Raw genomic sequence first — 22,663 nt, forward strand, 5'->3', positions numbered from 1 at the left:
AAACCTCCGTTGGCGATTCCAACTGCGGGAGTCGCCAATGGACGCAAAAATGCCCATTTAATGCTGGCAGGAGGGGTCGTGTTTGCGATTAATGCATCCACGCAGCCAAAGAGCCTGCGCCAGTACCGGTTCCAAGTCAGGAGGACCACCTCGATGAAACGCAAATCCATTCTCGGGGCCGTCAGTGCGGCCGCCATGCTCGCCCTCAGCGCCAGCACGGCCGCAGCACAGGAATACACTCTGAAACTGCATCAGTTCCTGCCTGCGCAGGCCAACGTTCCGGCATCAATCCTCGATGTCTGGGCGGACAATGTTGAAGAGGCGTCCGAGGGCCGGATCGAGATTGAGCGTTATCCCTCGATGCAACTGGGGGGCACCCCTCCGGGGCTGATGGATCAGGCCATTGATGGTGTGGCCGACATCATCTGGACTGTCGTGGGCTATACGCCAGGCCGCTTCCCGTCGACCGAGGTGTTCGAATTGCCCTTCTTCGTCGAGGACGCCGGCGCCGCCTCATCCGCCTTCTGGCAGATGTATGAGACGCGGATGCAGGAGGAATTCTCCGACGTCCACATCCTCGGCACCTGGGTTCACGGGCCGGGCGTTATCCACGCCGCCGAGCCGGTGGAGGTTCCGTCCGACATGAACGGGCTGAAGATCCGCGGCGCATCCCGCCAGGTCAACGCATTGCTGCAAGAGCTGGGCGCAGAGCCCGTGGGCATGCCCGTTCCGGCCGTCCCCGAGGCGCTGTCGCGTGGCGTGATCGACGGCACGACAATTCCGTGGGAAGTGACCGGCGCGCTGCGCACGTCTGAACTGGTCGAGTTTCATACCGAATTCACGGGTAACATGCTCTACACCGTGACCTTTGTGCTTGCGATGAACAACGATGCCTATGCAGAACTGCCCGCAGACCTGCAGCAAGTCATCGATGATAATTCCGGTCTGGAATTCTCTATCTTCGCGGGCAACACGATGGTGGCCTTCGATGGCCCGGCACGCGATATTGCGGTCGAGAATGGCAACGAGATCTTCACCCTGGATGAAGCGCAATCCGCGCTTTGGGCCGAGACGGCTCAACCCGTCTACGCCGCTTGGCTGGCAGATATGGAAGAACGTGGCATCGACGGCCAGGCCCTCATTGACGAGGCCCGCGCCCTGATGGACGCCTACGAGCCCGCCGAATAACCTCAGCTGGGCCGCCCTCGCTTTTGGCTGCCCGTCCTGCCGATCGGACGACATGAAATGCATCACATGTTGATGACACTTTCGCGGCGCATGGCAGTGATCGGCGGGCTGGTGCTGGGTGCACTGGTTCTACTGACAGTCATTTCGGTTGCAGGCCGCCTGCTCAACGGCGCCCTGCATGGCGCATTCTGGCAGGGGACTGCGCCAGAATTGGCAAACGCACTGCTTTCTTTTGGCATCGGGCCGATCAACGGGGACGTGGAGCTAACGGAAGTCGGCATCGCTTTCGCGATCGTCTCGTTTCTGCCGCTTTGTCATATTGCCGGTGCGCACGCGACAGTCGATGTCTTCGCCAGTCGCTTCCCCCCGTTTGTTGCCAACATTCTGGCAAGGATCACCGCAATGATCTTCGCAGCCACAATGGTGCTGATCACGGTGCAGTTCTTTCAGGGTACCTTCAGCAAGGCGCGCAGCGGTCAGACAACATTCCTGATCGAATTTCCGATCTGGTGGGCCTATGCCGCCTGTCTTCCCGGCCTCTGCCTCGCCACTGCTGTCTCAGTCTACCTGGCCGTGCGCGCACCCACAGGGCATCAGCAATGACCGATCTCGCCATCGGCATCGCCAGCTTCCCGGCTCTGCTGTTGCTGATCTTTCTGCGTGTTCCAATCGGTCTTTCGATGTTTCTGACCGGGTTGGTTGGGCTGGTCCTTGTCACCGGTGACACCACCGTCCCCTTCGCCCGGCTAAAGGCGGAGACCTTCTCAACCTTCTCCAGCTACTCGCTCTCCATCATCCCGATGTTCCTGTTGATGGGTCATTTCGCGACCCTCGGCGGTATGAGCCAGGCGTTGTTCAAAGCCGCGGAAAGTTGGCTGGGTCACAGGCGTGGCGGCGTGGCGATGGCAGCGGTTGGGGCCTGCGGGGGATTCGGGGCGATCTGCGGCTCGTCTCTTGCCACTGCGGCCACGATGGGCCGCGTGGCCCTGCCGGAATTGCGGCGCTATGGCTACGATGGCGGATTCTCAACCGCCACCCTCGCAGCAGGCGGAACGCTCGGCATCCTGATCCCGCCGTCGGTGGTGCTGGTCATCTATGCCATCCTGACAGAACAGAACATCGCCAAACTGTTTCTGGCGGCGTTCATTCCGGGCCTTCTGGCGGCATTGGGCTACATCCTCGCAATTTCAATCTATGTCCGGCTCAATCCGAACTCTTCGGGTGTTAAGGCACGCCTGCCCTACGCAGCCCGCCTGCGCGCGTTGCTGGACGTTTGGCCGGTTTTGTTGGTCTTCGGCTTGGTCGTGGGCGGCATCTATCGCGGCTGGTTCACGCCCACCGAAGGGGCGGCAGTCGGCGCATTCGGCACTGGCCTGATCGCGTGGTTCGGGGGCGGCCTCACCCGCACCGCTCTCGTCGAAAGCTTCACCACCACGGCGAAATCGACGGGTATGATCTTTTTCATCATCTTCGGGGCCGCCTTCTACAACGGATTTCTGGCGCTAACACAGGTCCCACAGGAACTGGCGGGTTTCGTGGGTGCTCAGGGGCTCAGCCCCATGCTTGTCCTGATCCTCATCCTGATTTTCTATCTCTTGCTGGGATGCCTGATGGACAGCCTGTCGATGATCCTGCTGACCATCCCGATCTTCTGGCCGGTTGTTCAAGGTCTGGACATCAGCTTCATCACGATGGTGGATCTACAGACGACGCGGCTTGATGCGATGCTCGCCGATGGGGCCGAGATTGCCCCAGCATTGCTGGCCGAAGCACGCGATTTGCTCGCCCAGGGCGTTGAGTTGACCCGCGAACAAACGCGCGAGCTTGGCTTGCGCGGCGCGACAAACGGCGCGCTGAACCGCGCAAATGCAGAGCTTGTGGCCATCTGGTTCGGCATCATCGTGCTGATCGTCGTCGAAGTCGGCCTGATCACGCCGCCCGTGGGGATGAACCTGTTCGTCATAAATGCAATGGACCGCGACACTCCGATCACGCACACCTACCGCGCCGTCCTATACTTCGTCGCATCCGACCTCATCCGCGTGGCCGTTCTGCTGGCATTCCCCGCGATCACGCTGGTTCTGATTTGGTAGCCATTCGACCGCGAGTTGAGGACCAATCTGCATACTTCGCCGGACGCGTCGCAAAACCAAAAGTTATGACGAGCGTCGCCTGCCACCACCCCTGCCAGAAGCTATGCCCGACAGAAGACAACGCTAGTGCGGCGACAACGAAGCCGAGAAGCAGTGCCCGTCCTCGTCCGAAGTTTACAACGTTTCGATAGGCAACAATTGCAAGCGCTCCAAACAAGGGGACCGCAAAGAACCCAACTCCCAACCACATTTCTAGGAAGAAATTATGCGGATGGGTCCATGGTATCGGATATCCTTCTATGATCATTCTAGCATCAGGGGTGCCTTCTACGCCCCAACCCCAGGGTAAGCCCTCTTTCACCAATTCCGCGCTGCTTACCCAAATTCCTATTCTATGGGTTGCTGACATCGCGTGGCTCAACTCAGTCTGCAAGAAACCACTATCGACAAATATCGAAGAACCATTCGCCGCCAGCCATGGCGCACTGAAGGCAAAAAGTGCTGTGAGCAAGAAGATGCCGGTTGCAACATACCTGAAGGCTACTCCAGCAAATCCAGTCACCAAAAGGCAAAGTAGATAGGCCAGTTGCGCGCTCTGCGAGTCACTCGCAAAGCAAACGACGCCTGAAGAAAACAAGATCACTAGAACCAGTGGTTTTGATTGGACTCCGTCGCGAAAAAGGCGAATTGCAATAGCGGCTCCGGAAAACAAATGGACGATTGCGCTCTGGTTCACTCTTTCAAAGCCGGCAAATCCTTCATGCAACACTGGTAAGGCTATAATCGCAACACCGCTTAAGATATGGAGGCCAGTCAACAAAGTGAGACCGCGGTCCGTTGCGGGTATAGCAGGTGCCGCAACAAGAACCCAGCCGGCGAGAATGACGGTGCCGAATCGAAAAGGCTCTGTAATCAAACCAGTTCCAAGCGGATTGAGATAAGGAACCAGCACGTGAGTTGCGGCGATTCCCAAGGCTAGTCCTAAAAAGGGCGGCATAGGGCTCAAGCGCACTAACTTATATTGGCCGGTGATTACGACATATCCCAGCACAATCAACAACAGGATTGGACCCGCTTTGCTTGAAATCGGGGCGGTAATGCAAAGCCCCGCAACAAGCAAACTGAAAGCATCAGGCATGGCTGATCTGTCACGGTCGTTCAACGCAGGTCTCTCATAGGGGCGGCTGTTGGTTCAGCCGCTTTTGCTTTGTCGCCCGTGTCCGTAGGGCGCAAATCGGACGCCCACGATCATTGGGGGTGATGTCAGTTGAAGTCGCTGCTTTCGATCAAGTCGACAATCTGGCCCTCATATCCACGCCCGCGCAGGTATGCTTGGATCTCGCTTGAAATGTGCCAAGCAAAATTCACAAGGACGGGTGGTTTCTGCACCAACTGCTCAAATGCATCGTCCGAGCGAATTGGTATGCGGGTGCCTGGCACATAGTGACCAATCTTCATAGAACCAGGTTTCTCATAGCAGCACTCGATGAGGTCCGTGTCTAGTTCCAGCAACTTGACGAGAATCGCGGCACGTCCGGGAAATGCCTTTGCCGGCAATGGTCCGTGGTCAGCAGCAAGGGCCGCCAGCTGTGCGCGCTTACATGCCTTCCACTGCTCGACATTGCGGTTGAGCGTCGAGAACCGGGCCGCGAACTGAGCCTCTCGAGCATCGATTTCATCAAGCAGGATCGTGCCGTCCGTCGGCCGGTTTGTCATGAACACCCGAATATTGCCGCCATAACGCGACGGGAAATTCACGTCTGCGATCGAGACACCGAGGTTCTGCGCAATGTGCTGGAATGAAGCGAAGCTGTAGGTACGCGGGTGCTCGTGGTAAAATGTATCAAATTGGTTGAGGTCCAGCACCGCGCCAAGATAGTGGTTTTCTACCACCAGAACCGTGCGATCAGACATTAGCACCTTCATAGCACGCAGAACACCACTCAGATCCTCGATATGCGCGAAAACGTTGGTGAACGTGATGAAGTCGGGCTGTCCGTGGGACTCTACAATGCGTGCTGCGACCTCTTCAGACAAGTAGTCCTGATAGATCTGGTGACCCCGCCCTTCAGCGTCCGTCGCAGCACTAGTTGGCTCGATACCTATCCCTTGCGCCCCGTGGCGCGCAAATGCGTCAAGCAGACTACCATCGTTGCAACCGATGTCGACCACGGTCGCATTTGCTAGATCACCAAACTTAGTGGCGCAGTCCGCGGCAAGTTGGCGCATTCCGTCCAGGACATCTGACGTGAACCTCGAACGGTAGTGATAGCTGATCGGAAACAAATCGTGCTTTGGCACCTGATAACGCTGATGCGCTGTGCGACAGTTCTTACAATACAGAATGTCAATAGGGTATTCGGCACACTGGCGCGCATCGCCCACCTCGACAAGGTCGTCACACATCGGATGAAGGCCCAAGTCAAGCACTGCGTCCAGCTCCGTCGAGCCGCAGACTTCGCATTTCGAAATCTCTAGGGTTTCACCCAACATCACCTGTTCCTTCATGGTTGCGGTCCCGCACGTCACCGCTGTTGCATACGTCAGTGATACGGGCTTGTTCAAGCGGTCCTAGAGCCGAAGATCGACGTCACTTCTGTCTAGTACGTATTTGAGGTCATAGACTATTCCCGAGGCTTTGCAGAGGGCACGAATTCCATCAGCGCCCAGCGCGCGGAACTGATCATGAGCAACAGCAATCAAGACGCCATCATACTCACCCTTCAAAGGGTGGTGGATCAGGTCAATTCCATATGCCGCCTTGGCCTCTGTCGGATCAACCCAGGGGTCCCAAACATCGACGGCAACATCAAAGTCGCGCAACTTGGCGATGACGTTAGCAACCTGGGTGTTACGTAGGTCCGGGCAATTTTCTTTGAATGCCAATCCAAGTATCAGAATACGTGCTCCTGAGAGCTCTCCCCTCTTCTTGAGGAGTGCCTTAATAAGCTGGTCTGCCACGTAGGTTGCCATGCCATCATTCAACCTCCGCCCTGACATAATCACACCAGGAGTATAACCTACCGCACGTGCCTTGTGTGTAAGATAATAGGGATCGACCCCGATACAGTGCCCGCCCACCAATCCAGGCTTAAAGGGTAGGAAGTTCCATTTGGTTCCAGCCGCTTCCAGCACTGCCTGCGTATCAATGTCGAGGTGATTGCAAATAACCGCCAGTTCATTGATCAACGCGATATTGAGATCCCGCTGAGTATTCTCGATAACCTTCGCAGCCTCAGCAACTTTGATTGAGGGAGCACGATGAGTGCCCGCTTCGATGATAGTATTGTAAAGAGCGTCCACAAGATCAGCGGTTTCAGGGGTGGAGCCTGAAGTCACCTTCTGGATGTTTGCAAGCCGATGTGTTTTGTCGCCGGGGTTTATCCGCTCGGGGCTGTAGCCGACAAAAAAGTCTTCATTCATCTTCAGTCCAGAATGCAATTCTAGGACTGGCACGCAATCTTCCTCGGTTGCACCTGGATAAACAGTGCTCTCATATATGACAATGTCGCCCGCAGATAGCACCTGACCAATCATCGTTGATGCCGAAATCAACGGCAAGAGATCAGGCTCATTGTGCATCTGGATCGGCGTTGGGACCGTGACGATGAATACATTGCAGTCTGCGAGATCAGCCGAATTTTCGGTGAAAGAAAGAAACTTCGCTTCTTTTAGTTCCTGAGTAGAGGTTTCAAGCGTGCTATCATTTCCGTCTAGAAGCGCCGCGACCCGCGCCTTGTTTATATCGAAACCGACCACCCGTCGCGTCTTGCCGAATGCTACCGCCAGTGGAAGGCCAACATATCCCAAGCCGATTACAGCAATTTTTAATTTGTCCAAACTGTGCATATTTAGTTTGTCCCTGAGAAATATTGATGGGGGCTTTCATCGCGCGCGAAGGATACGCATCCATTAGGCGCTTTTGAGGTCCGCGTCGAGAAACGCTTTTATCTGATCTGAAAGACGAATTGGATCAGTCAAAGGCAGTTTCTGGCGCAAAGTGCGTTCGAGAAGAGTGCAATCAAGCACATTGCGCCGCACGGCGTTTTGGCCCGCATCGCGATAGGTCCATGCAATCTTGCGCTCCAGGACTGCAGGTAGTGCGCCAAGCAACTGATGCATCTGTACAGAGCCCGGTGTAGCGATATTCAAGATGTTGGGAATGTCGATACCGTCCGCAGCCAGCAACTTCCAATGAATCGATGCGAGATCAGAAGGTCCCAAATAAGAGCGTTCGGGTGTAGAGTTGTCGGCGAACTGATCCAGTTGTAGTGGCACATCTCGGGTCGCCATCAAGGCATTGCGCACCAACATGTCACTTCCAGCGGTGGTGGCGTAGCGCAGTACGCTCATTTGCATATCAGTAGTTTGGGCAAAGGCTAGAATCTTCTCCTCACCGATTGCCTTAGATGTAGCGTAGTCGCTTCCGGGCCTCGTTGGTCGACCCTCCTTCAACGTAGAGATATCGTCTGGCTGAGGACCATATACCCCGGCAGTAGATGCATATAGAAACCGCTCCACACCGGCGTCGCTTGCCGCGCGCGCCACCTTGACTGCCGCATCCGCATTCAGCGCAACCATTTCCTCCCGGCCAAGTCCGCTCGTATATGTCACTCCTGCAAGGTGCAGAATGGTTTGCGGCTTAGTTTTCGAAAACCAAGTGCGCCATTCCGCCTCCGATGCGCTCAAATCGATCGCTCGAACAATATGTCCATCAATCTGCTTAATGCGTCTTCCATGATATATGACGTCACCTGCAATGGGATTAATCTTCTGGCCGAACCGCAAAACACGCCCAAACTCACCGGTAATCCCAGTAATCAACACGCGTGGCGACGCTAGCAATTCCGTCACCATTCCCTTGCGCCTCCCGCCAAACTCTAACGCCGGTTTAACCCTGTATTGGTCAAAGGTAAATCAGTGCGGCTTGACTGATCGGACGCGAGAGACGTAAGGCTCGGACCAACCCCGCAAAGTGCCGCCACGACAAGTTTGGATTGAATATTGTCAAGTACGAAGCCCCACCTCATTCTCGTTGGTGCTGACCCCGGCCTGCAAGACGGGCACCACCCAGGCGGGGTCGTGACGCTGTCTGCCGGCATATTGGATCAGGCACGCCGCCGCGGCTACGATTGTACTGTGATCGATACGAGCCGATCGGGATTTGGTGATATCTCGATGCGGGCGCGGGCGGTCAACGGATTCATACGAATGAGAGCGCTCGTGGCGTCACTACGCACCCATCAGAATGCTCCCGTCATAGTCATCGGCGGGTCGGGTTTCAGTTTCATTGAGCGAAGTACAATGGCGCTTCTTGCACGCATCTATAAGCGGCGTTCAATTTTATTGATTGTCGATGGCTGGTACATGAAGGCGGTCGAACGGTCAGGAAAATGGCGCCTCATAAGCCGTATTTGCCTGAAGTTCCCCACAGAAGTCGCCGCGATGGGCGAGCGCTGGCTTCAAATGTATGAACGCCTTGGCGTCGGCCGTGACCGCCTCATCGACTTCAATTTCTTCTTGCCTGAGGGATTTGGCGCGGGAAGAAACCTCGTCCCACGTGACCCCGATGCTCCTGTAAAGTTTGTATTCGTCGGATGGCTTGTCACTGAAAAGGGGCTGAAAGAGCTGATGGCGGCGACAGAGCGCTTGGCCAAAAACCATAGTTTTGAGGTGACAATCATTGGCGGGGGGACAATGCTAGAGGAACTTCGTCAATGGGCCTCAGAAGTGCCTGACAACGTGGCAATCCGTGTTCCCGGATGGATTCAGGGCGATAGTCTCCAAGTTAGGATGGCAGAGGCTGATATCTTCGTTTTGCCTAGCTATGCTGAAGGATTTCCAATGTCGCTCATTGAAGCCTTCACTTTGGGTCTCCCAGCAATAGCGACTAATGTGGGTGGCATCTCGGGTTCGCTTATATCGGGAAAGAATGGGCAATTGATCCAGCCGCGCGATATCGACAGCCTAACCGAAGCGATGGAAAAATACCTGTCTCATCCTGAGCAGATTGCGATACACGGCAAGAGCGCTCTCCAAACTGCATACTCGCGCCATGATCGAGAGACTAATACCGCACTCTTGTTGGATGCGTTGCACCCCACGGGATCACACCCAGCGTTCGAGGACTGAGGAAAAAACAATGTGCGGGATTTCAGGCTATTCGGGTGACGCGCCAATCGGGTTCCTTGAGCGCGCGGTACGTTCGCAGCGCCATCGTGGACCTGATGCGGAAGGCTACTTTGAGGCAAAAGGAATTGGTTTAGGGCACAACCGTCTCGCCATTCTCGATCTTTCATCAGCCGGCGCGCAACCCATGGTAGGCCCTGGCGGTCAAACACGTGTCGCCTACAACGGTGAAATTTACAACTTTCGCGACCTGCGCGCAGAACTGCAGGCTAACGGTGCTTTATTCAAAAGCGAGTCGGACACTGAGGTCATCCTGCATCTGTATGAACGAGACGGGGCAGCATTTCTGGAGCACCTCAACGGTATTTTCGCCATAGCGTTGTGGGACCCCAGAGATGGTAACTTGCTTCTGGCGACGGATCGGATGGGTGTGAAACCCCTCTACTATATCGAGCGAGACGGTCTTGTCGCTTTCGCCTCAGAACTTAAGGCACTGACAGAATTGTCGGATCTGTCACTACCGATGGACCCGTCCTGCATCGCACGTTATTTGAGTTACCTCTGGTCGCCGGGAGCGGACACTCCGGCACCAGACATCAAGCTGATGTCGCCTGGCTCAGCTCTGTCCGTCAAGGATGGTCACGTAGAGCGGAAATGGACTTGGCATCGTCCAATTTCAGGGTTCAGCACTCTGCAAACCGATGCGACGGATAAACTAGTGACCAAGACGAGGTCGCTTGTACGGCAGGCGAGCCTCCGGCAGATGGTCTCCGATGTTCCAGTCGGTGCCTTCCTCTCCGGTGGTCTCGACAGCTCTGCGATCGTTGCGTTTGCGCGTGAGGCGTCTGCAGATTTACCATGTTTCACAATCCGTATGACTGGCGGTCAGGACGACGACCAGACAGACGATCTGCCTTATGCAGAACGCGTTGCAAGGCATTTAGGTGTCGATTTGAGTGTGGTCGAGGTGTCCCCAGATCGCCTTGCGCAAGATGTGGAACGCATGATCGGCCAACTTGATGAGCCGCTGGCAGATCCGGCCGCGCTGAACGTGTCCTATATTTGCGAGCAAGCCAAGTCGGCTGGCATATCGGTACTACTCTCAGGCACGGGTGGGGACGATCTGTTTTCGGGCTACAGGCGACATCAAGCCATCGAAGCCGAACGTTACTGGACATGGATGCCTCGTTCGGCGCGTGCCGCCCTACGGCGCGGTTCTGGCATCGCCGCGCGCAATTCCACGCGCCTTCGCCGAGTCGCGAAACTGTTTGAAAATGCTGACGCATCCGACGACGAGCGGCTGATCGCTTATTTTCGGTGGACTGCTCCAGAAAAGGTGAAGGCCCTCTTGTCCACAGAAATGCGCGGAGATCTCGCCCGCGAGGTTGATGCGCCGTTACAAACGTATATGGATGAGCTGCCACCTTCACTGACCCGCATGTCGCAGGCACTGGCACTCGAACAACGCTTCTTCCTTGCCGATCACAATCTCATCTACACCGACAAGATGTCGATGGCACATGGTGTGGAGGTACGCGTACCTTTTCTAGACAACGATCTCGTCACGTTCAGTCAGGGACTGCCCGACGATGTACGTGTACGGAAAGGACAGGCGAAGTGGATCCTGAAAAAGGCGATGGAAGCCGAGCTGCCGCATGATGTGATCTATCGGCCCAAGACAGGTTTCGGTGTCCCGCTGCGGCGCTGGATGACCCACGATCTGCTACCCCTGCTGAACGATACGCTTTCCCATGCCTCGCTGCGCAAACGCGGGATATTCGATGCCGATGCGGTGCATCGGCTTATCGCGCAGAACCAGCGCGGTGAGATCGACGCCTCATACACGCTCTTTTCGGTGCTGAGCATCGAACTGTGGCATCGCGCCTTCAGGGATCCGTTAGCGACGACCGCTCTGGCATCACAGACAGGAACGCATCCGCCAGCTGCCCACTGATCGCGGCGCGATCATATTTGGCAATGAAGGCGGATCGATCGGTCTGGCCGGTGTCGAGGGATCGAAATGCCCTCAATGCCCCATCGACATCACAGGGCGCGAAAAGGCCCAGATTGGGAATCTCTGACCGGGCGAACTCCGCCGCGTGTCCGCCGATCCCGGCAAGAATCGGCTTTTCGGTCGCGCCATATTCGAAGAGCTTTGAGGGCAGCACCTTCTTGAACGCGTCATAGTCGTTCAGATGCAGGAAGAGCACATCGGCAGCGCGGTAAAGGTCAAGCAGGTCATCCCGCCCGACAGGCTTGCGCAATTCGACGTTGGACAGTCCCCGTGCCGCGATTTCAGCCTCAAGGGCGGGCCGCGTTCCGCCGTCACCTACGAGGATGATCTCGTACCCATCGCCCAAACCTTCAGCGAGGCCGGGCACGATCCGGTGTAATCCCTGCCCTGCGCCCATGTTTCCGGCGTAGAGCAAACGTATGGGCTGCCCGCCTTCGTGGTCTTTTCCAAACGTGCCGACGCGATCGATGAATTCGCGGTCAATTCCATTGGTGAGGTAGCGAAACGTTGTCTGCGGATAGCGCCGCTCGAAATAACTGGAGAACCCGCGCGAGACCAACGTAACAAGATTAGCCCGCCGGATCGTCCACTTCTCGACCAGATCAAAAAAGGGAACGGCGACGAAGGCGAGCTTGCGCGGCAGGACATCCCCTATCGTGTCGACGAAGATATCGCGGATATCGAGGCAAAGCCGCGCTCCATCCCGTTGCGCGATGTAGGCCCCCAACGCCGCTGTCATCAACCGGCTCGATGTCGAGATGACGAGGTCATACCGGGTGTCACTGGTGAGGCGCAGCACCTCACGGGCGAAGGCGATGAACGTCTTGGCCTGATCGATGAACCCGCTTTGATGCTTGGGCAACGTGATCCGACGGACGCGGGCGCCGCCAATCCGCTCCTCGTCCGCCGCTTCCTTGCTGTAGCTGCCATATCGGGTTGGCTTCGCCGTCACGACGTCGAGTTGATCCTCCGGCCCGAGCCGCTCGTTCAGCGCATTGACCAGTGGACCCATCCGGAATGATCCCGCGCTGAGGTCGGGGGGAAAATAGAGCGAAAGCAGGAGGATTCTCATGGTCGGTTTCGCTTTCTCAATCCGCGGCTGCCCAGCTGATCCGGGTGATCAGTTCGCGATCGTCGAACCGCACCCGAAGGCAACTGTTTGGCACCGCGCGCCCAAATTCCGGATGCCAGTTTCCATCTTCGACTTCAACGGAGCGTGCACCGACGAAAGAGAACACAACACCGCCCCCTTTTGATGTGGCGGTCCTGAAAACAAAATCGTCCTCCCCGCTGGAGACTGGTACCCAGTCGGGATGCAAGTGAAAAAATGCCTCCGCCTTTTCAAAGGGTCCGCTCAGACGATCCACGACCTCCAGCGTGGTCGCGCCGAGGGTCCAGCTGCGCGCGTGCGTGCACGGGCCGTAGCCATCGTGCTCACAGGTCACTACGCCCTCATCAGTGATCGACAGATTCAAGGGGTACGCTTGCCGCCCCACCCGAAATCCTGCCCATACGTCCGAGGAGTTGCGACCATCCACGACCACTGTGGAATGCGCCGCCGTACCGCGCTGCGCCGCGCGTTCTGGTCCCAACCCGTAGACCGAGGTTCCGCCGTTCACGACGATGCGCTGCGCGCCGTTCGAGAGTTCGAAGGACAGCGTATCCGCATGCGCGTGCGCAGGCAGGTAGCGCGGGCCCAACGGCGCACAATCGAGCAATGCGACCGTATCACCGCGCTGGCAGCGAACATAGCCACTCGGCGCAAGTTCATGGACACCTTGCTCTGGCACGGGCTCAGCCCCAAATCCGAGGCGTTCAGCGTAGTGGTTCAGCGCATCGGCCTCTGCAGCGATACCGAATGCCGCATCATTGAATAGCCCAATCCGGCCGTCTGGATGGCTCATCATCTGCATCCAGCGCAAGGCGGCGGGAATGCGCGGACGAATGACATCCTCCAAATCGCGGAGTGCAGGTTTGTCAAAGGATTGGCATAAATTTACAAGGTCGAGCAGATCCTCTAGGCCAAGAGCATGATACATCGGCGACCGCTCGAACTGCCCACCATCGTCCAGAAATTGCTCAGGCGTCTCTTCCAGCAGAATACGCAAACCCAGGGTCTCCGCGCGCTTTCCCAATGAGCCGTTCAGCAGGACGCTGGCAAATACCAATGCCTTGCCATTCACATAGAGATGATTGCCCAGCAGATGCCATTCGATCCGCTGCAGCAGCCAATCGGTTTGCTGCGCGAGACTGGCCCGAGCCGCGTCGTCCAATGTGCCGCCGTGCAACCAAAACTTGACCCAGTTCACGATGCGCAAGGAAACCGTGTAAGGCTCCCACCCTGATCCGTGTGGAGCAGGGTTTTCCTCAATCCACCACGCGATCAGACCTTCAGGGTCGCACGGATCCTTCTGCACCAGGGCGTCATGGTAATGGAGGTTATATCGCCAGAGCTTGCTGACATCGGGATCGTCCCATCCACCTCTGGCCAAATCATACTCTTCATTCAGAAAACGGAACAGGCCGTTGGCCAACTGGCTGTTCGGCTTTCGAATGGCGGATTGCCATCTCTCTGGACGCATCTGCAGCACGGGTGGCGCGAAGCTGCGCACTTTCGGGCGGGCGAGCCGACGCGCGATCCGGTTGGTGATTTGCACCGAGCGCAAGGGGCGCACGGTATGCCAAAGCCGCCGCGATTTCGCGATCAGCTCGGTCACCGGCAAAGAAGCTCCCGCAGTTTCGCGGCAATACGTTGCCCCGCCTGTCCGTCCCACAGATCGGGAACCTTCCCGGTCTTGCGGACACCGCCCAGCAACTCCGCCAACGCCTTTCGCAGGGCGGTCGGTTTGGTTCCGACCAGGATGTTGGTGCCTTCGGAGACTGTTTCCGGTCGCTCTGTATTGTCGCGCAATGTCAGACAAGGCACACCCATAACCGTTGTCTCTTCTGTAATACCACCACTGTCGGTGATGACCCCGAGCGCGTGCTTCGCGAGATAGTTGAACTGATGATAGGGCTGGGGTTCGACCACAATCAGCCGGTTTGCAAGATCGCCGAACCCCTCAAGCGTTGCGATGGTTCGCGGATGCGCCGGATAAACGATGCGCATATCTGCAGCCGTTTCCGCCACCGCTTCCAGCAAGGCCCGGAAGGGCGCCGCATCATCGACATTCGCGGGGCGGTGCAAGGTCAAAAGAAGGTAGTTGTCAGGCGCTAGCCCCTGCTCCGCCCAAAAATCGGGGGGGGCCAGCTGCTCCATATTCGCGAGAAGCGTGTCGATCATCGTGTTACCGACGAAGAAGATACGATTCTCAGACACACCTTCGCGCGCGAGAGTCGCATTCGCGTTGTGGCTGGTTGTAAAGAACCAGTTCGAAATCGCGTCCGTGGCCAGCCGATTAATTTCCTCCGGCATCGACCAGTCCCCAGATCGTAGACCGCCCTCCACATGCGCCACGGGGATGCCCAGCTTCTGCGCAGTCAGCGCGCACGCGACCGTCGAATTGACGTCGCCTACTACAAGACAGCACTGAGAACGCTCCTTGAGCAGAACTTCCTCGTAACTCATCATAATCTTGGCCGTCTGGGTGGCCTGACTGCCGGAACCGACCCCAAGATTGATATCGGGATCCGGAATGTTGAGTTGGCGAAAGAACGTGTCCGACATCCGGGCATCGTAGTGCTGACCGGTGTGTATGAGCCGATACCGCAAACCCGAACCAGAGGCCTGGAGCGCATGGATGATCGGCGCGACTTTCATGAAATTCGGGCGGGCGCCGGCGATAATATCTATGAGCGGCGTATTCATGCGATCCGCTCCGCGAGATCGATTGACAGACGGGAGACCTCGAACATCTCGGACGCAGGGATCGGCGTCGGATCTCCTTTTCTGACAGCCTCAATGAAGGCGTGTGCACATGCGGCGTGCCCCTTGTCCTGACGCCACTGCCGCATCCGCGAGAAGCCTTTCCAGTTGTAGCCGCGCAGATGCCGGAAATTGTCGAGATAGAGCGCCTGTCCCCCGCAAAAGACCTCGAACCGTTCTTTCGGAAGGGATTGCGGACCGTTCGCGAGGTACTGGATGGTCGAGAGGCTCCCATCCTCTCCTCGCAGCGAAATTGCCACGCTGTCGCGGGTGGGCGTGTCCATCGCCATGATTTGAGCGTCGGCAATCCGCGATCCCATCATATCCCGCGCAAGGTCCAGGAAGTGGCAGGCCTCCCCGATGATGCGGCCACCGCCGATCTTTCGATCCTGCGTCCAGTGGTCAGCCGGAATGGCGCCTGCATTGATGTTCATCGAAACCGCGATGGGGGCACCTTTCGCCCGGATCAGCGATTTCATCTTTTCCACCTGCGGGGCAAAGCGGCGATTGAAGCCGACCATCACCTGCAGGTGCGGTGCTGCGGCAGTCGCGGCCTCAATCCGGTCCAACTCATCATGCGTCAGTGCCAGCGGTTTTTCGATGAACACATGCTTGCCCGCGCCAAGGGCTGCGCAGACTTGATCGGCGTGCAAATCGTGGCGGGTCGAAATCACCACGATGTTGACGTCCGGATCGGTGAGCACGGCTTCGAAATCGGTGGAACTGTTCGCAAACCCCAGCTGACGCGCAACCGTCGTACCGCTGATGCCCGCCTGCGAAACTATGGTGTGAAGCTGGGCACCTGCCTTTTTGAAGGCTGGCCCCAACGTGCGGGCTGTATGGTTCCCGGCGCCGATCATCGCGATCGCCGGTCCGTTCTCTGCGCGCTTCTCCTGCGCGGGAACGGCAACATTAGGCGCACGTAAGTCTGCCTCAGGCAGGTCCTCCGCCGTTCGATACGTCAAAAGGATACCAAGCGTCTCTGCCGATGCATTCGCAAGCGCCTCATAGGCTTCTTCGGCCTGATCGATATCGAAACGGTCCGTCATCATGTCGCTCACATCGAGCTGACCACACGCCATCAGGCCCAGCACTGCTTCGAAATTCCGCTGCTCCGTCCAACGGACGAAGCCGGGCGGATAGTCGAAACCGGCCGTTTCGTAGTCGGGATCGTAGCGGCCCGGTCCGTAGGAGCAACTGACCTGGAATGTCAGCTCCTTCTCGTAGAAATCCGCGCGCGAAAGCTCAAGCCCGGCCACACCGACGAGAATGATCCGCCCGCGCTTCCGAGACATCTTTGCCGCGTGGCTGACCGGATCGTTGCTCGTCGTCGCAGCAGTGATCAGAACACCGTCAACACCACCGACGCTGTGACCGATCATCGCTGACACCGCCGCGACCGGATCAACGCTATCGCCCAGCTGGACCGTTTCCGCCCCATAGCGACGCGCAAGCTCAAGACGGCTGGCGCTGTAGTCGAGCCCAATCACGCGGCAGCCATTCGCCCGCAGGATCTGCACTGTTATAAGACCGATCAGACCAAGCCCGGAAACAACAAAGGTCTCGCCCAATGTCGGCTTGGCCAGCCGGACCCCCTGCAACGCGATCGCCCCCAGAACCGTGAAGGCCGCTGCGTCGTCACTCACTGTATCGGGGATTTTGGCGCACATATTCTTGCCGACGCATACAGCTTCGGCATGGTGCCCGTTCGACACGACACGGTCCTCGACCGCAAAGCCCTCAACCAGCCCGCCAGTTTCCAGCACCTGCCCGACGTTGCAGTAGCCCAGCGGCAAGGGCTGACCCAACTTGTGAAACACAGCCTCCAGCGTCGGTGCGATGCCGTTTGTCCGCATCTTGTTCAGCACCTCGCGCACGCGCTCCGGCTGCTGCCGCGCCTTCCCGATGAAGCCCGCCCGCCCGAACTCGACCAGCATCCGCTCGGTCCCCGGAGACACTAGCGTCCGGCTGGTTCTGACAATCACATCCTGTGGACCGGGGGCGGGGCAGGGGATCTCGGTCAACTCGGTCTTGCCCGAGCCCAGATTTTGCAGAATTTGTTTCATGCCTGTGGAGATACTGGCTAAGAAGACCGAATAACAGAGCCTTTTCATAAGGGATCGGAAATCGTGTCCGACAGGCAAGACGCCGCTTCAGGCCCCATCGGTAAACTCGGGCAAAACAACTTCGATCTTGTGCGGCTTTTCGCGGCGACACAGGTAGCGCTTCTTCACATGATCTCGCACCTGCAGATGGATGGCGCGATTGCCGTGCCGCTCGCATGGTTCCTGTCCTATTTTCCCGGCGTTCCGATCTTCTTTTTCGTGAGCGGGTTCCTGATTTCCCGCAGCTACCTGCGCAGTTCGAATTGGCGCTCATATGCCATGAACCGGTTTTTGCGTCTCTATCCTGCGCTTGCGGCCTGTTTCGTCGTTTCGGTGCTACTGGTCGCCGCGTCGGGATATTTCAGCGAGACGCCGCCCCCGCTGAACGATTTCGCTGTATGGATCGCGGCACAACTGACGGTCCTGCAAGTCTACAATCCCGATTTCTTGCGCGGGTTCGGTGTGGGCGTTCTGAACGGTAGCCTGTGGACGATCCCCGTCGAGATGCAATTCTACATCGCGTTCCCGATCTTGATCGCACTCCTCGGGCCGGGGCGGCGGGCGCTCGCCCTTGCGGCCGTGGGCTTCATTGCGATCTACATCGGATTTGGCGTGCTTGCGCGCAATGGCGGTCTAGTTGCCAAATTGGTCAGCGTGACGTTCCTGCCGTGGTTCGGGCTATTCCTGCTGGGCGTTCTGGCCTCCCTGTCGTGGGAGCGCCTGAGACCATTCGTAGAAGGGACGTTCATCTGGTGGGCCGCCGCCTATGCGGCTGCGCACGCGCTGTCTGCGACACTTCTTCCCAGCTGGGGTCAGTTGGGAAACATGATGAGCCTGCCCTATGTCTTCGTCCTGTGTGGGCTGGTGCTGTCTGCCGCGTTCACGCGTCGGGGACTTGCGGACCGCCTGCTGCACAAGAACGACGTGTCTTACGGCATCTACATCTACCACATGCCGTTCGTGAACCTCGCGCTGTACTGGGGTCTCGCAGGATCCGCGGGTGGTGTTGGACTGGTGCTTGCGGGCACGTTCGGCTTTGCAGCTCTGTCGTGGTTCGTCGTAGAGCGGCCTGCGCTGCGCATGAAACCGACAGTGTTGATCCGGCGGTGAGGGACGAACTGCCCATAATCTCTTGACCGGAACGGCGGGACGGGTCAGTGCGATGGACATATAGAACCTGCTCCGATTGCGCTGAGATACGATATGACGCACCCAATCCCCTACAGACCCGAAATCGATGGACTAAGAGCGATCGCCGTCGGTGCAGTGGTGCTCTATCACGCTGAGTTCATCGCGGGTAGCGCGAGCCCGGTCTCTGGCGGATATCTGGGCGTGGATATCTTCTTCGTCATCTCCGGCTACCTGATCACCTCGATCCTCGTGAACCAGATCGGTAACGGGACATTCTCTTTCGCGACATTCTACGCCCGGCGGATCCGCAGGCTTCTACCCGCACTCATGGCAGTCATCGTCGCTTCCTCAATCACAGGCTGGTTCCTCCTGCTGCCACCCGACTTTGTCGGCTTCGCGAAATCCGTCCTCTCGACCATCGTGTTCGGAGCGAATTTCTGGTTCTGGAGCGACATAGGCTATTGGCAGGCGGACAGCGCTCAGGTGCCGCTGCTGCATACATGGTCACTCGCGGTAGAAGAGCAATATTACCTGCTTTTCCCGCTTTTCCTGACCCTGCTTTTGCCATGGTCGGCGTTGGGGGTCAGGTATCTCGTCATCTGCCTCGGGATCGCATCACTGATCCTCGCGCAAGTTCTGGTTTATGCTGCGCCGGACGCGGGGTTCTACCTGCTTCCGTCACGTGCATGGGAGCTTCTTGCCGGAAGCTATCTCGCATTGCGCGAGCCCGCAAGAAACGCCCCCGCAACTGCGCGTCAGGCAACAATTTGGCCGTTGTTTGGGATGTTCTGGATCGTTCTGTCGATCATTCTGTTTTCGGGCGGGACGGAGCATCCCTCAGTCATAACTGTCATTCCGGTAGGCTGTACTATGCTTATCATCTGGTATTGCAACGGACGTGACATATTAAGCCGGATACTGGGCAGTAAGCTGTTCGTATTTTTCGGGCTGATCTCTTATAGCTTCTACCTTTGGCATTACCCGGTCTTCGCCTTCTTTCGCATCAAGATGGCGACCTACTCGGTCTATGACATCGCGGGCTGGATCGGGATCGCCTTCGTTCTGTCAGTCATCAGCTACTACCTCATCGAGCAGCCGTTCCGCAGAAGACTCCCGTTTCGGTTGGTTGCCGGTTTCGTGATTGCGACAAGCCTTGCCGCAGCCGCTTTTGCGGTGCAGGTCATTCGCATGGATGGGTATCCTGACCGGATGCCGCATATCCTGTCGGAAGACTTCACGCATTACCCTTGGTTGATCATGCGCAATGAGGCGGATGAGCATTGCTTCGGCGACTACGGGAAGGAGAGCTTCTGCGTCTTCGAGCCGGACGCGGCGCGCGGGGACGTGATCCTTGCGGGTGACTCCACCATGGAGGCACTTTCCGTTGCGCTGACGCCCCGCCTCTTGGAGCAGGATCAGCGGGTGACAAGCCTCAACAGCTCAGCCTGCTTCTTCCTGCCCGGGTTCCGTGCCATGAATAGTGGCCAACCGAGAGTAGTCCCGGACACACCGTGCGATTTCGACTACCAGGCGCGCCGACTCGCCGAGATCGAGGCGATACGTAACGCGACCGTTATTTTAGGCGGCGCATTTGACCTTTACCTCGAAAATACATCTTACGGTTTCGAAGCAGAGGACGGACGCACTCCAATCGCGACCGGGTATGTCAACGCTGTCAACACGCTTCTGGCAGGCGGTTATCGCGTCGTTCAGATTGCTCCATTTCCGCGTTTTGACGACAATGTGAGTCAAGCAATTCAGCGTGAAATTCAAGCGATCCGCAGCAGTGACGGCGTGCCGGTCAGTGAAGACGATTTGGTGGCGTTCGAAGCCCGCATTCGGTCAGTATTGTCTTATCCCGAAAGCCGTTATACCGAAAGAACTGAGGCCGCCTTCGCAACGTTCGGTAGAATTGATCACCACGCCTATACCGTTGTCGAAGTTGCGTCGCTGTTTTGTGACACACTCGTCGCCGATACATGTCTTAGCAACAGCGGACAGAGGATGTATTTCTCAGATCAATTACACCCGGGGCGATATGGGGGCGCACTGATCGCTGACGCCGTTTTGGACCACCTTGCCGCCGAGGGGATTATTCGCCCCGAATAAATTTCTGTGCGCTACGTTCCAGCGTTGCGTCATCTGGGCGATCAAAAGATGATGTTGCGTGATGCGGCGTCAGCAAGACTTCACGAGCAAGGTTTCGCTGCAAACCCGATGCAGTAAGCAGCAGCGCTTTTGCCTCTAAATCGATACACCGGCGGATGTATTCGGCAAATTCCATCGCATCCGCGCAGCGGGACGCACTCAACAACTCCCTCAATGCCTCTGCCCCAAGGGTATCATCAGGCAGCGTCAGATCGAGCAAAGCACGAATGCTGCGCGCCAGCGGACGCTCGGCAGACTGCCACTCCTCCCGCGTACTAAGAACCTCGTCGTTCACCGTGATCGTACCTGGTTCAACCGCGTAGTCGATGGCCAGTTTCCTATCCCGGCGCGTTCTGGCAGTTAGTCTACGTTCGCGTCTGTAAGCGTTGCGCGAAATCGTCAATGTGAGGTTTGCGGATGGACGACTGTTTGCCTCAAGCTCGCAATCGATTGTCAGCCCGCGACCATCGATATGAAACTTTGGTGTTGCAGATGTAACCCGAACACCCGGTAGGAAAAGATCGACAATCGACCAGATGTGCGATGCTTGATCAAGTGCTATGTGTGTGGCCCAGTTTGCTGATTTGGCGGCACCTCCTCGTTGCTCCTCAGCCGGGTCGCACCAACTAGCTTCCATCTCAAGCACATCGTCTCGTGCACATAGCGCTGCGAATTGCTGTATGTAGGAGGTCGCGCGAAATTCGTAGTTCACGAACAGCTCAACCGGAGCCTTACAAATCTCGATCATCCGAGCTGCAGCCTCAGGGTTTGAAGCCATTGGCTTCTCAACCAATACCCGTTTAGGTGAACAGAGCCGCACGATGGCTGCAACATCTACTTCATGCTGAGGAGTAGCTGAAGCAACTATCGCAAGATCAAGCTCCGGCCAGCCATCCACCTCCGCCAAAGCTTCACATACTGTCAACTCTAGGCCCGGTCTCGCTCCTGTCACCCCTTCAGCGAAGCGCCTCGCTGCGTGAGTACCCTTTCCGGCCACCCAGATGAAGCGGGACCCGTCGACTAGAACGTCCGTCAGCACTCTTGCCAACACTATACTCCAGCGCCCACCACCGCGCAAAAGCACTGTTCTGGAGTCGCTGTTGACAGCCGTCACTAATACACCTCTGCACATTACTTCGCTGCTCGTATTGCCGATCATTTAGTGGCATACAGCGCTCAGCGCCATTTAACTCCGAGAAGAGAAACTATGAAAGTCGTTATCCTAGCAGGTGGCTTTGGAACACGTATTCGAGACGTGAGTGAGGACGTCCCGAAACCTATGATCCCCATTGGTCCATATCCAATCCTCTGGCATATAATGAAAATCTATGCAGGATTTGGGCACAAAGAATTTGTGGTATGCCTTGGCCACAAAGGTAACGTCATCAAAGACTTCTTCCTCAACTTACGCGCGCGCACCCGCAATCTGACGGTTGATTTTGCTAATGACGGCGAGATCCTGTTCCACGACGAAGTCGAAGCGCTCGATTGGAAGGTAACGCTTGTTGACACCGGCCAGACTGCAATGACCGGTGCCCGAATTGGTGCAATCCGTGAGTATATTGGTGATGAAGATTTCATGCTGACCTACGGTGATGGTGTTAGCGACGTGGACATAGGTAAGCTAGTCGCTTTCCACAAAGACAGTGGTCGGGTTCTTACAGTAACAGGGGTGCGCCCTCCTGGCCGCTTTGGGGAGATCGTCGCCAACGAAACAGGTATCGTGAGTGGGTTCAACGAGAAGCCTCAAACCTCCGGCGGGCGAATTTCCGGTGGGTTCTTCGTCGCCACCTCGAAACTGTTCGACTACCTCGAAGACCGAGACGATTTGGTGTTTGAGCAGGAACCGGTTAACGCTATCGTCGCAGATGGTCAGCTCGCCATGTATTCCCATGATGGGTTCTGGCAGCCGATGGACACCTCACGCGAGTACCGGCTGCTGAACGATCTGTATAAGTCAGGCAACTCCCCATGGTTGCCGAAGCTATGA

At 57.1% G+C, this 22,663-nt stretch carries 17 protein-coding genes; 8 read left to right on the forward strand and 9 right to left on the reverse strand.

The features are described from left to right. Window positions 1–153: 153 nt before the first annotated feature. The 3 genes from POI8812_RS02190 to POI8812_RS02200 are packed head-to-tail and all read left to right on the forward strand — an operon-like array spanning window position 154 to window position 3,281. Entirely contained in the window at window positions 154–1,188 is a 1,035-nt protein-coding gene (locus POI8812_RS02190; RefSeq protein ID WP_108780882.1) for a TRAP transporter substrate-binding protein, read from the forward strand. 57 nt (window positions 1,189–1,245) lie between these two features. Further along, window positions 1,246–1,791, forward strand: a complete 546-nt coding sequence (locus POI8812_RS02195; protein WP_108780883.1) for a TRAP transporter small permease — start codon at window positions 1,246–1,248, stop codon at window positions 1,789–1,791. After that, on the forward strand, window positions 1,788–3,281 hold the full coding sequence (locus POI8812_RS02200) for a TRAP transporter large permease (RefSeq protein WP_108780884.1): 1,494 nt from the start codon (window positions 1,788–1,790) through the stop codon (window positions 3,279–3,281). Before POI8812_RS02195 ends, POI8812_RS02200 begins: the two co-directional genes overlap by 4 nt. On the opposite strand, the gene POI8812_RS02205 is transcribed toward POI8812_RS02200, so the two are convergent. From POI8812_RS02205 to POI8812_RS02220, 4 genes are all read right to left on the reverse strand, one after another. Further along, the gene (locus POI8812_RS02205; RefSeq protein ID WP_146186104.1) at window positions 3,259–4,443 is read right to left on the reverse strand and encodes an O-antigen ligase family protein; all 1,185 of its coding nucleotides are present in this window, start codon (window positions 4,441–4,443) and stop codon (window positions 3,259–3,261) included. The genes POI8812_RS02200 and POI8812_RS02205 overlap by 23 nt on opposite strands. Before the next feature lie 101 nt (window positions 4,444–4,544). Further along, a complete protein-coding gene (locus POI8812_RS02210) occupies window positions 4,545–5,789 on the reverse strand; it encodes a class I SAM-dependent methyltransferase (protein ID WP_211310363.1) in 1,245 nt (414 codons plus the stop codon). Window positions 5,790–5,852: 63 nt separating this feature from the next. After that, complete coding sequence (gene tviB / locus POI8812_RS02215; protein WP_108780886.1) at window positions 5,853–7,130, reverse strand: Vi polysaccharide biosynthesis UDP-N-acetylglucosamine C-6 dehydrogenase TviB; 1,278 nt, start codon at window positions 7,128–7,130, stop codon at window positions 5,853–5,855. Window positions 7,131–7,193: 63 nt separating this feature from the next. After that, on the reverse strand, window positions 7,194–8,138 hold the full coding sequence (locus tag POI8812_RS02220; RefSeq protein WP_108780887.1) for an NAD-dependent epimerase/dehydratase family protein: 945 nt from the start codon (window positions 8,136–8,138) through the stop codon (window positions 7,194–7,196). 225 nt (window positions 8,139–8,363) lie between these two features. Between POI8812_RS02220 and POI8812_RS02225 the strand changes: the two genes are divergently transcribed. Both POI8812_RS02225 and asnB read left to right on the forward strand, forming a co-directional pair. Beyond that, the gene (locus POI8812_RS02225; RefSeq protein WP_146186105.1) at window positions 8,364–9,413 is read left to right on the forward strand and encodes a glycosyltransferase; all 1,050 of its coding nucleotides are present in this window, start codon (window positions 8,364–8,366) and stop codon (window positions 9,411–9,413) included. A gap of 10 nt (window positions 9,414–9,423) precedes the next feature. Then, complete coding sequence (asnB, locus tag POI8812_RS02230) at window positions 9,424–11,364, forward strand: asparagine synthase (glutamine-hydrolyzing) (RefSeq protein WP_108780889.1); 1,941 nt, start codon at window positions 9,424–9,426, stop codon at window positions 11,362–11,364. On the opposite strand, the gene POI8812_RS02235 is transcribed toward asnB, so the two are convergent. The 4 genes from POI8812_RS02235 to POI8812_RS02250 are packed head-to-tail and all read right to left on the reverse strand — an operon-like array spanning window position 11,297 to window position 17,355. Next, on the reverse strand, window positions 11,297–12,496 hold the full coding sequence (locus POI8812_RS02235; protein WP_108780890.1) for a glycosyltransferase family 4 protein: 1,200 nt from the start codon (window positions 12,494–12,496) through the stop codon (window positions 11,297–11,299). The two genes, asnB and POI8812_RS02235, sit on opposite strands and share 68 nt — an antisense overlap. Before the next feature lie 16 nt (window positions 12,497–12,512). Next, entirely contained in the window at window positions 12,513–14,141 is a 1,629-nt protein-coding gene (locus tag POI8812_RS02240; RefSeq protein WP_211310364.1) for a heparinase II/III family protein, read from the reverse strand. Beyond that, window positions 14,138–15,232: a non-hydrolyzing UDP-N-acetylglucosamine 2-epimerase gene (gene wecB, locus POI8812_RS02245; protein WP_108780891.1), complete on the reverse strand. Its 1,095-nt coding sequence runs from the start codon at window positions 15,230–15,232 to the stop codon at window positions 14,138–14,140. The genes POI8812_RS02240 and wecB overlap by 4 nt, the downstream gene beginning before the upstream one ends. Continuing rightward, window positions 15,229–17,355: a bi-domain-containing oxidoreductase gene (locus tag POI8812_RS02250; RefSeq protein ID WP_108780892.1), complete on the reverse strand. Its 2,127-nt coding sequence runs from the start codon at window positions 17,353–17,355 to the stop codon at window positions 15,229–15,231. Before POI8812_RS02250 ends, wecB begins: the two co-directional genes overlap by 4 nt. Before the next feature lie 63 nt (window positions 17,356–17,418). Between POI8812_RS02250 and POI8812_RS02255 the strand changes: the two genes are divergently transcribed. Together POI8812_RS02255 and POI8812_RS02260 are read left to right on the forward strand one after the other, a co-directional pair. After that, the gene (locus POI8812_RS02255) at window positions 17,419–18,504 is read left to right on the forward strand and encodes an acyltransferase family protein (RefSeq protein ID WP_162844860.1); all 1,086 of its coding nucleotides are present in this window, start codon (window positions 17,419–17,421) and stop codon (window positions 18,502–18,504) included. Window positions 18,505–18,597: 93 nt separating this feature from the next. Further along, a complete protein-coding gene (locus tag POI8812_RS02260) occupies window positions 18,598–20,634 on the forward strand; it encodes an acyltransferase family protein (protein ID WP_108780894.1) in 2,037 nt (678 codons plus the stop codon). Here POI8812_RS02260 and POI8812_RS02265 read toward each other — a convergent pair. Beyond that, the gene (locus POI8812_RS02265) at window positions 20,618–21,832 is read right to left on the reverse strand and encodes a Gfo/Idh/MocA family oxidoreductase (RefSeq protein WP_108780895.1); all 1,215 of its coding nucleotides are present in this window, start codon (window positions 21,830–21,832) and stop codon (window positions 20,618–20,620) included. The genes POI8812_RS02260 and POI8812_RS02265 overlap by 17 nt on opposite strands. Before the next feature lie 48 nt (window positions 21,833–21,880). On the opposite strand from POI8812_RS02265, the gene rfbF reads away from it, so the two are divergent. Further along, entirely contained in the window at window positions 21,881–22,663 is a 783-nt protein-coding gene (gene rfbF, locus POI8812_RS02270) for a glucose-1-phosphate cytidylyltransferase (RefSeq protein ID WP_108780896.1), read from the forward strand.

Origin of the sequence: Pontivivens insulae (assembly GCF_900302495.1) — a bacterium.
Classification (GTDB): domain Bacteria; phylum Pseudomonadota; class Alphaproteobacteria; order Rhodobacterales; family Rhodobacteraceae; genus Pontivivens; species Pontivivens insulae.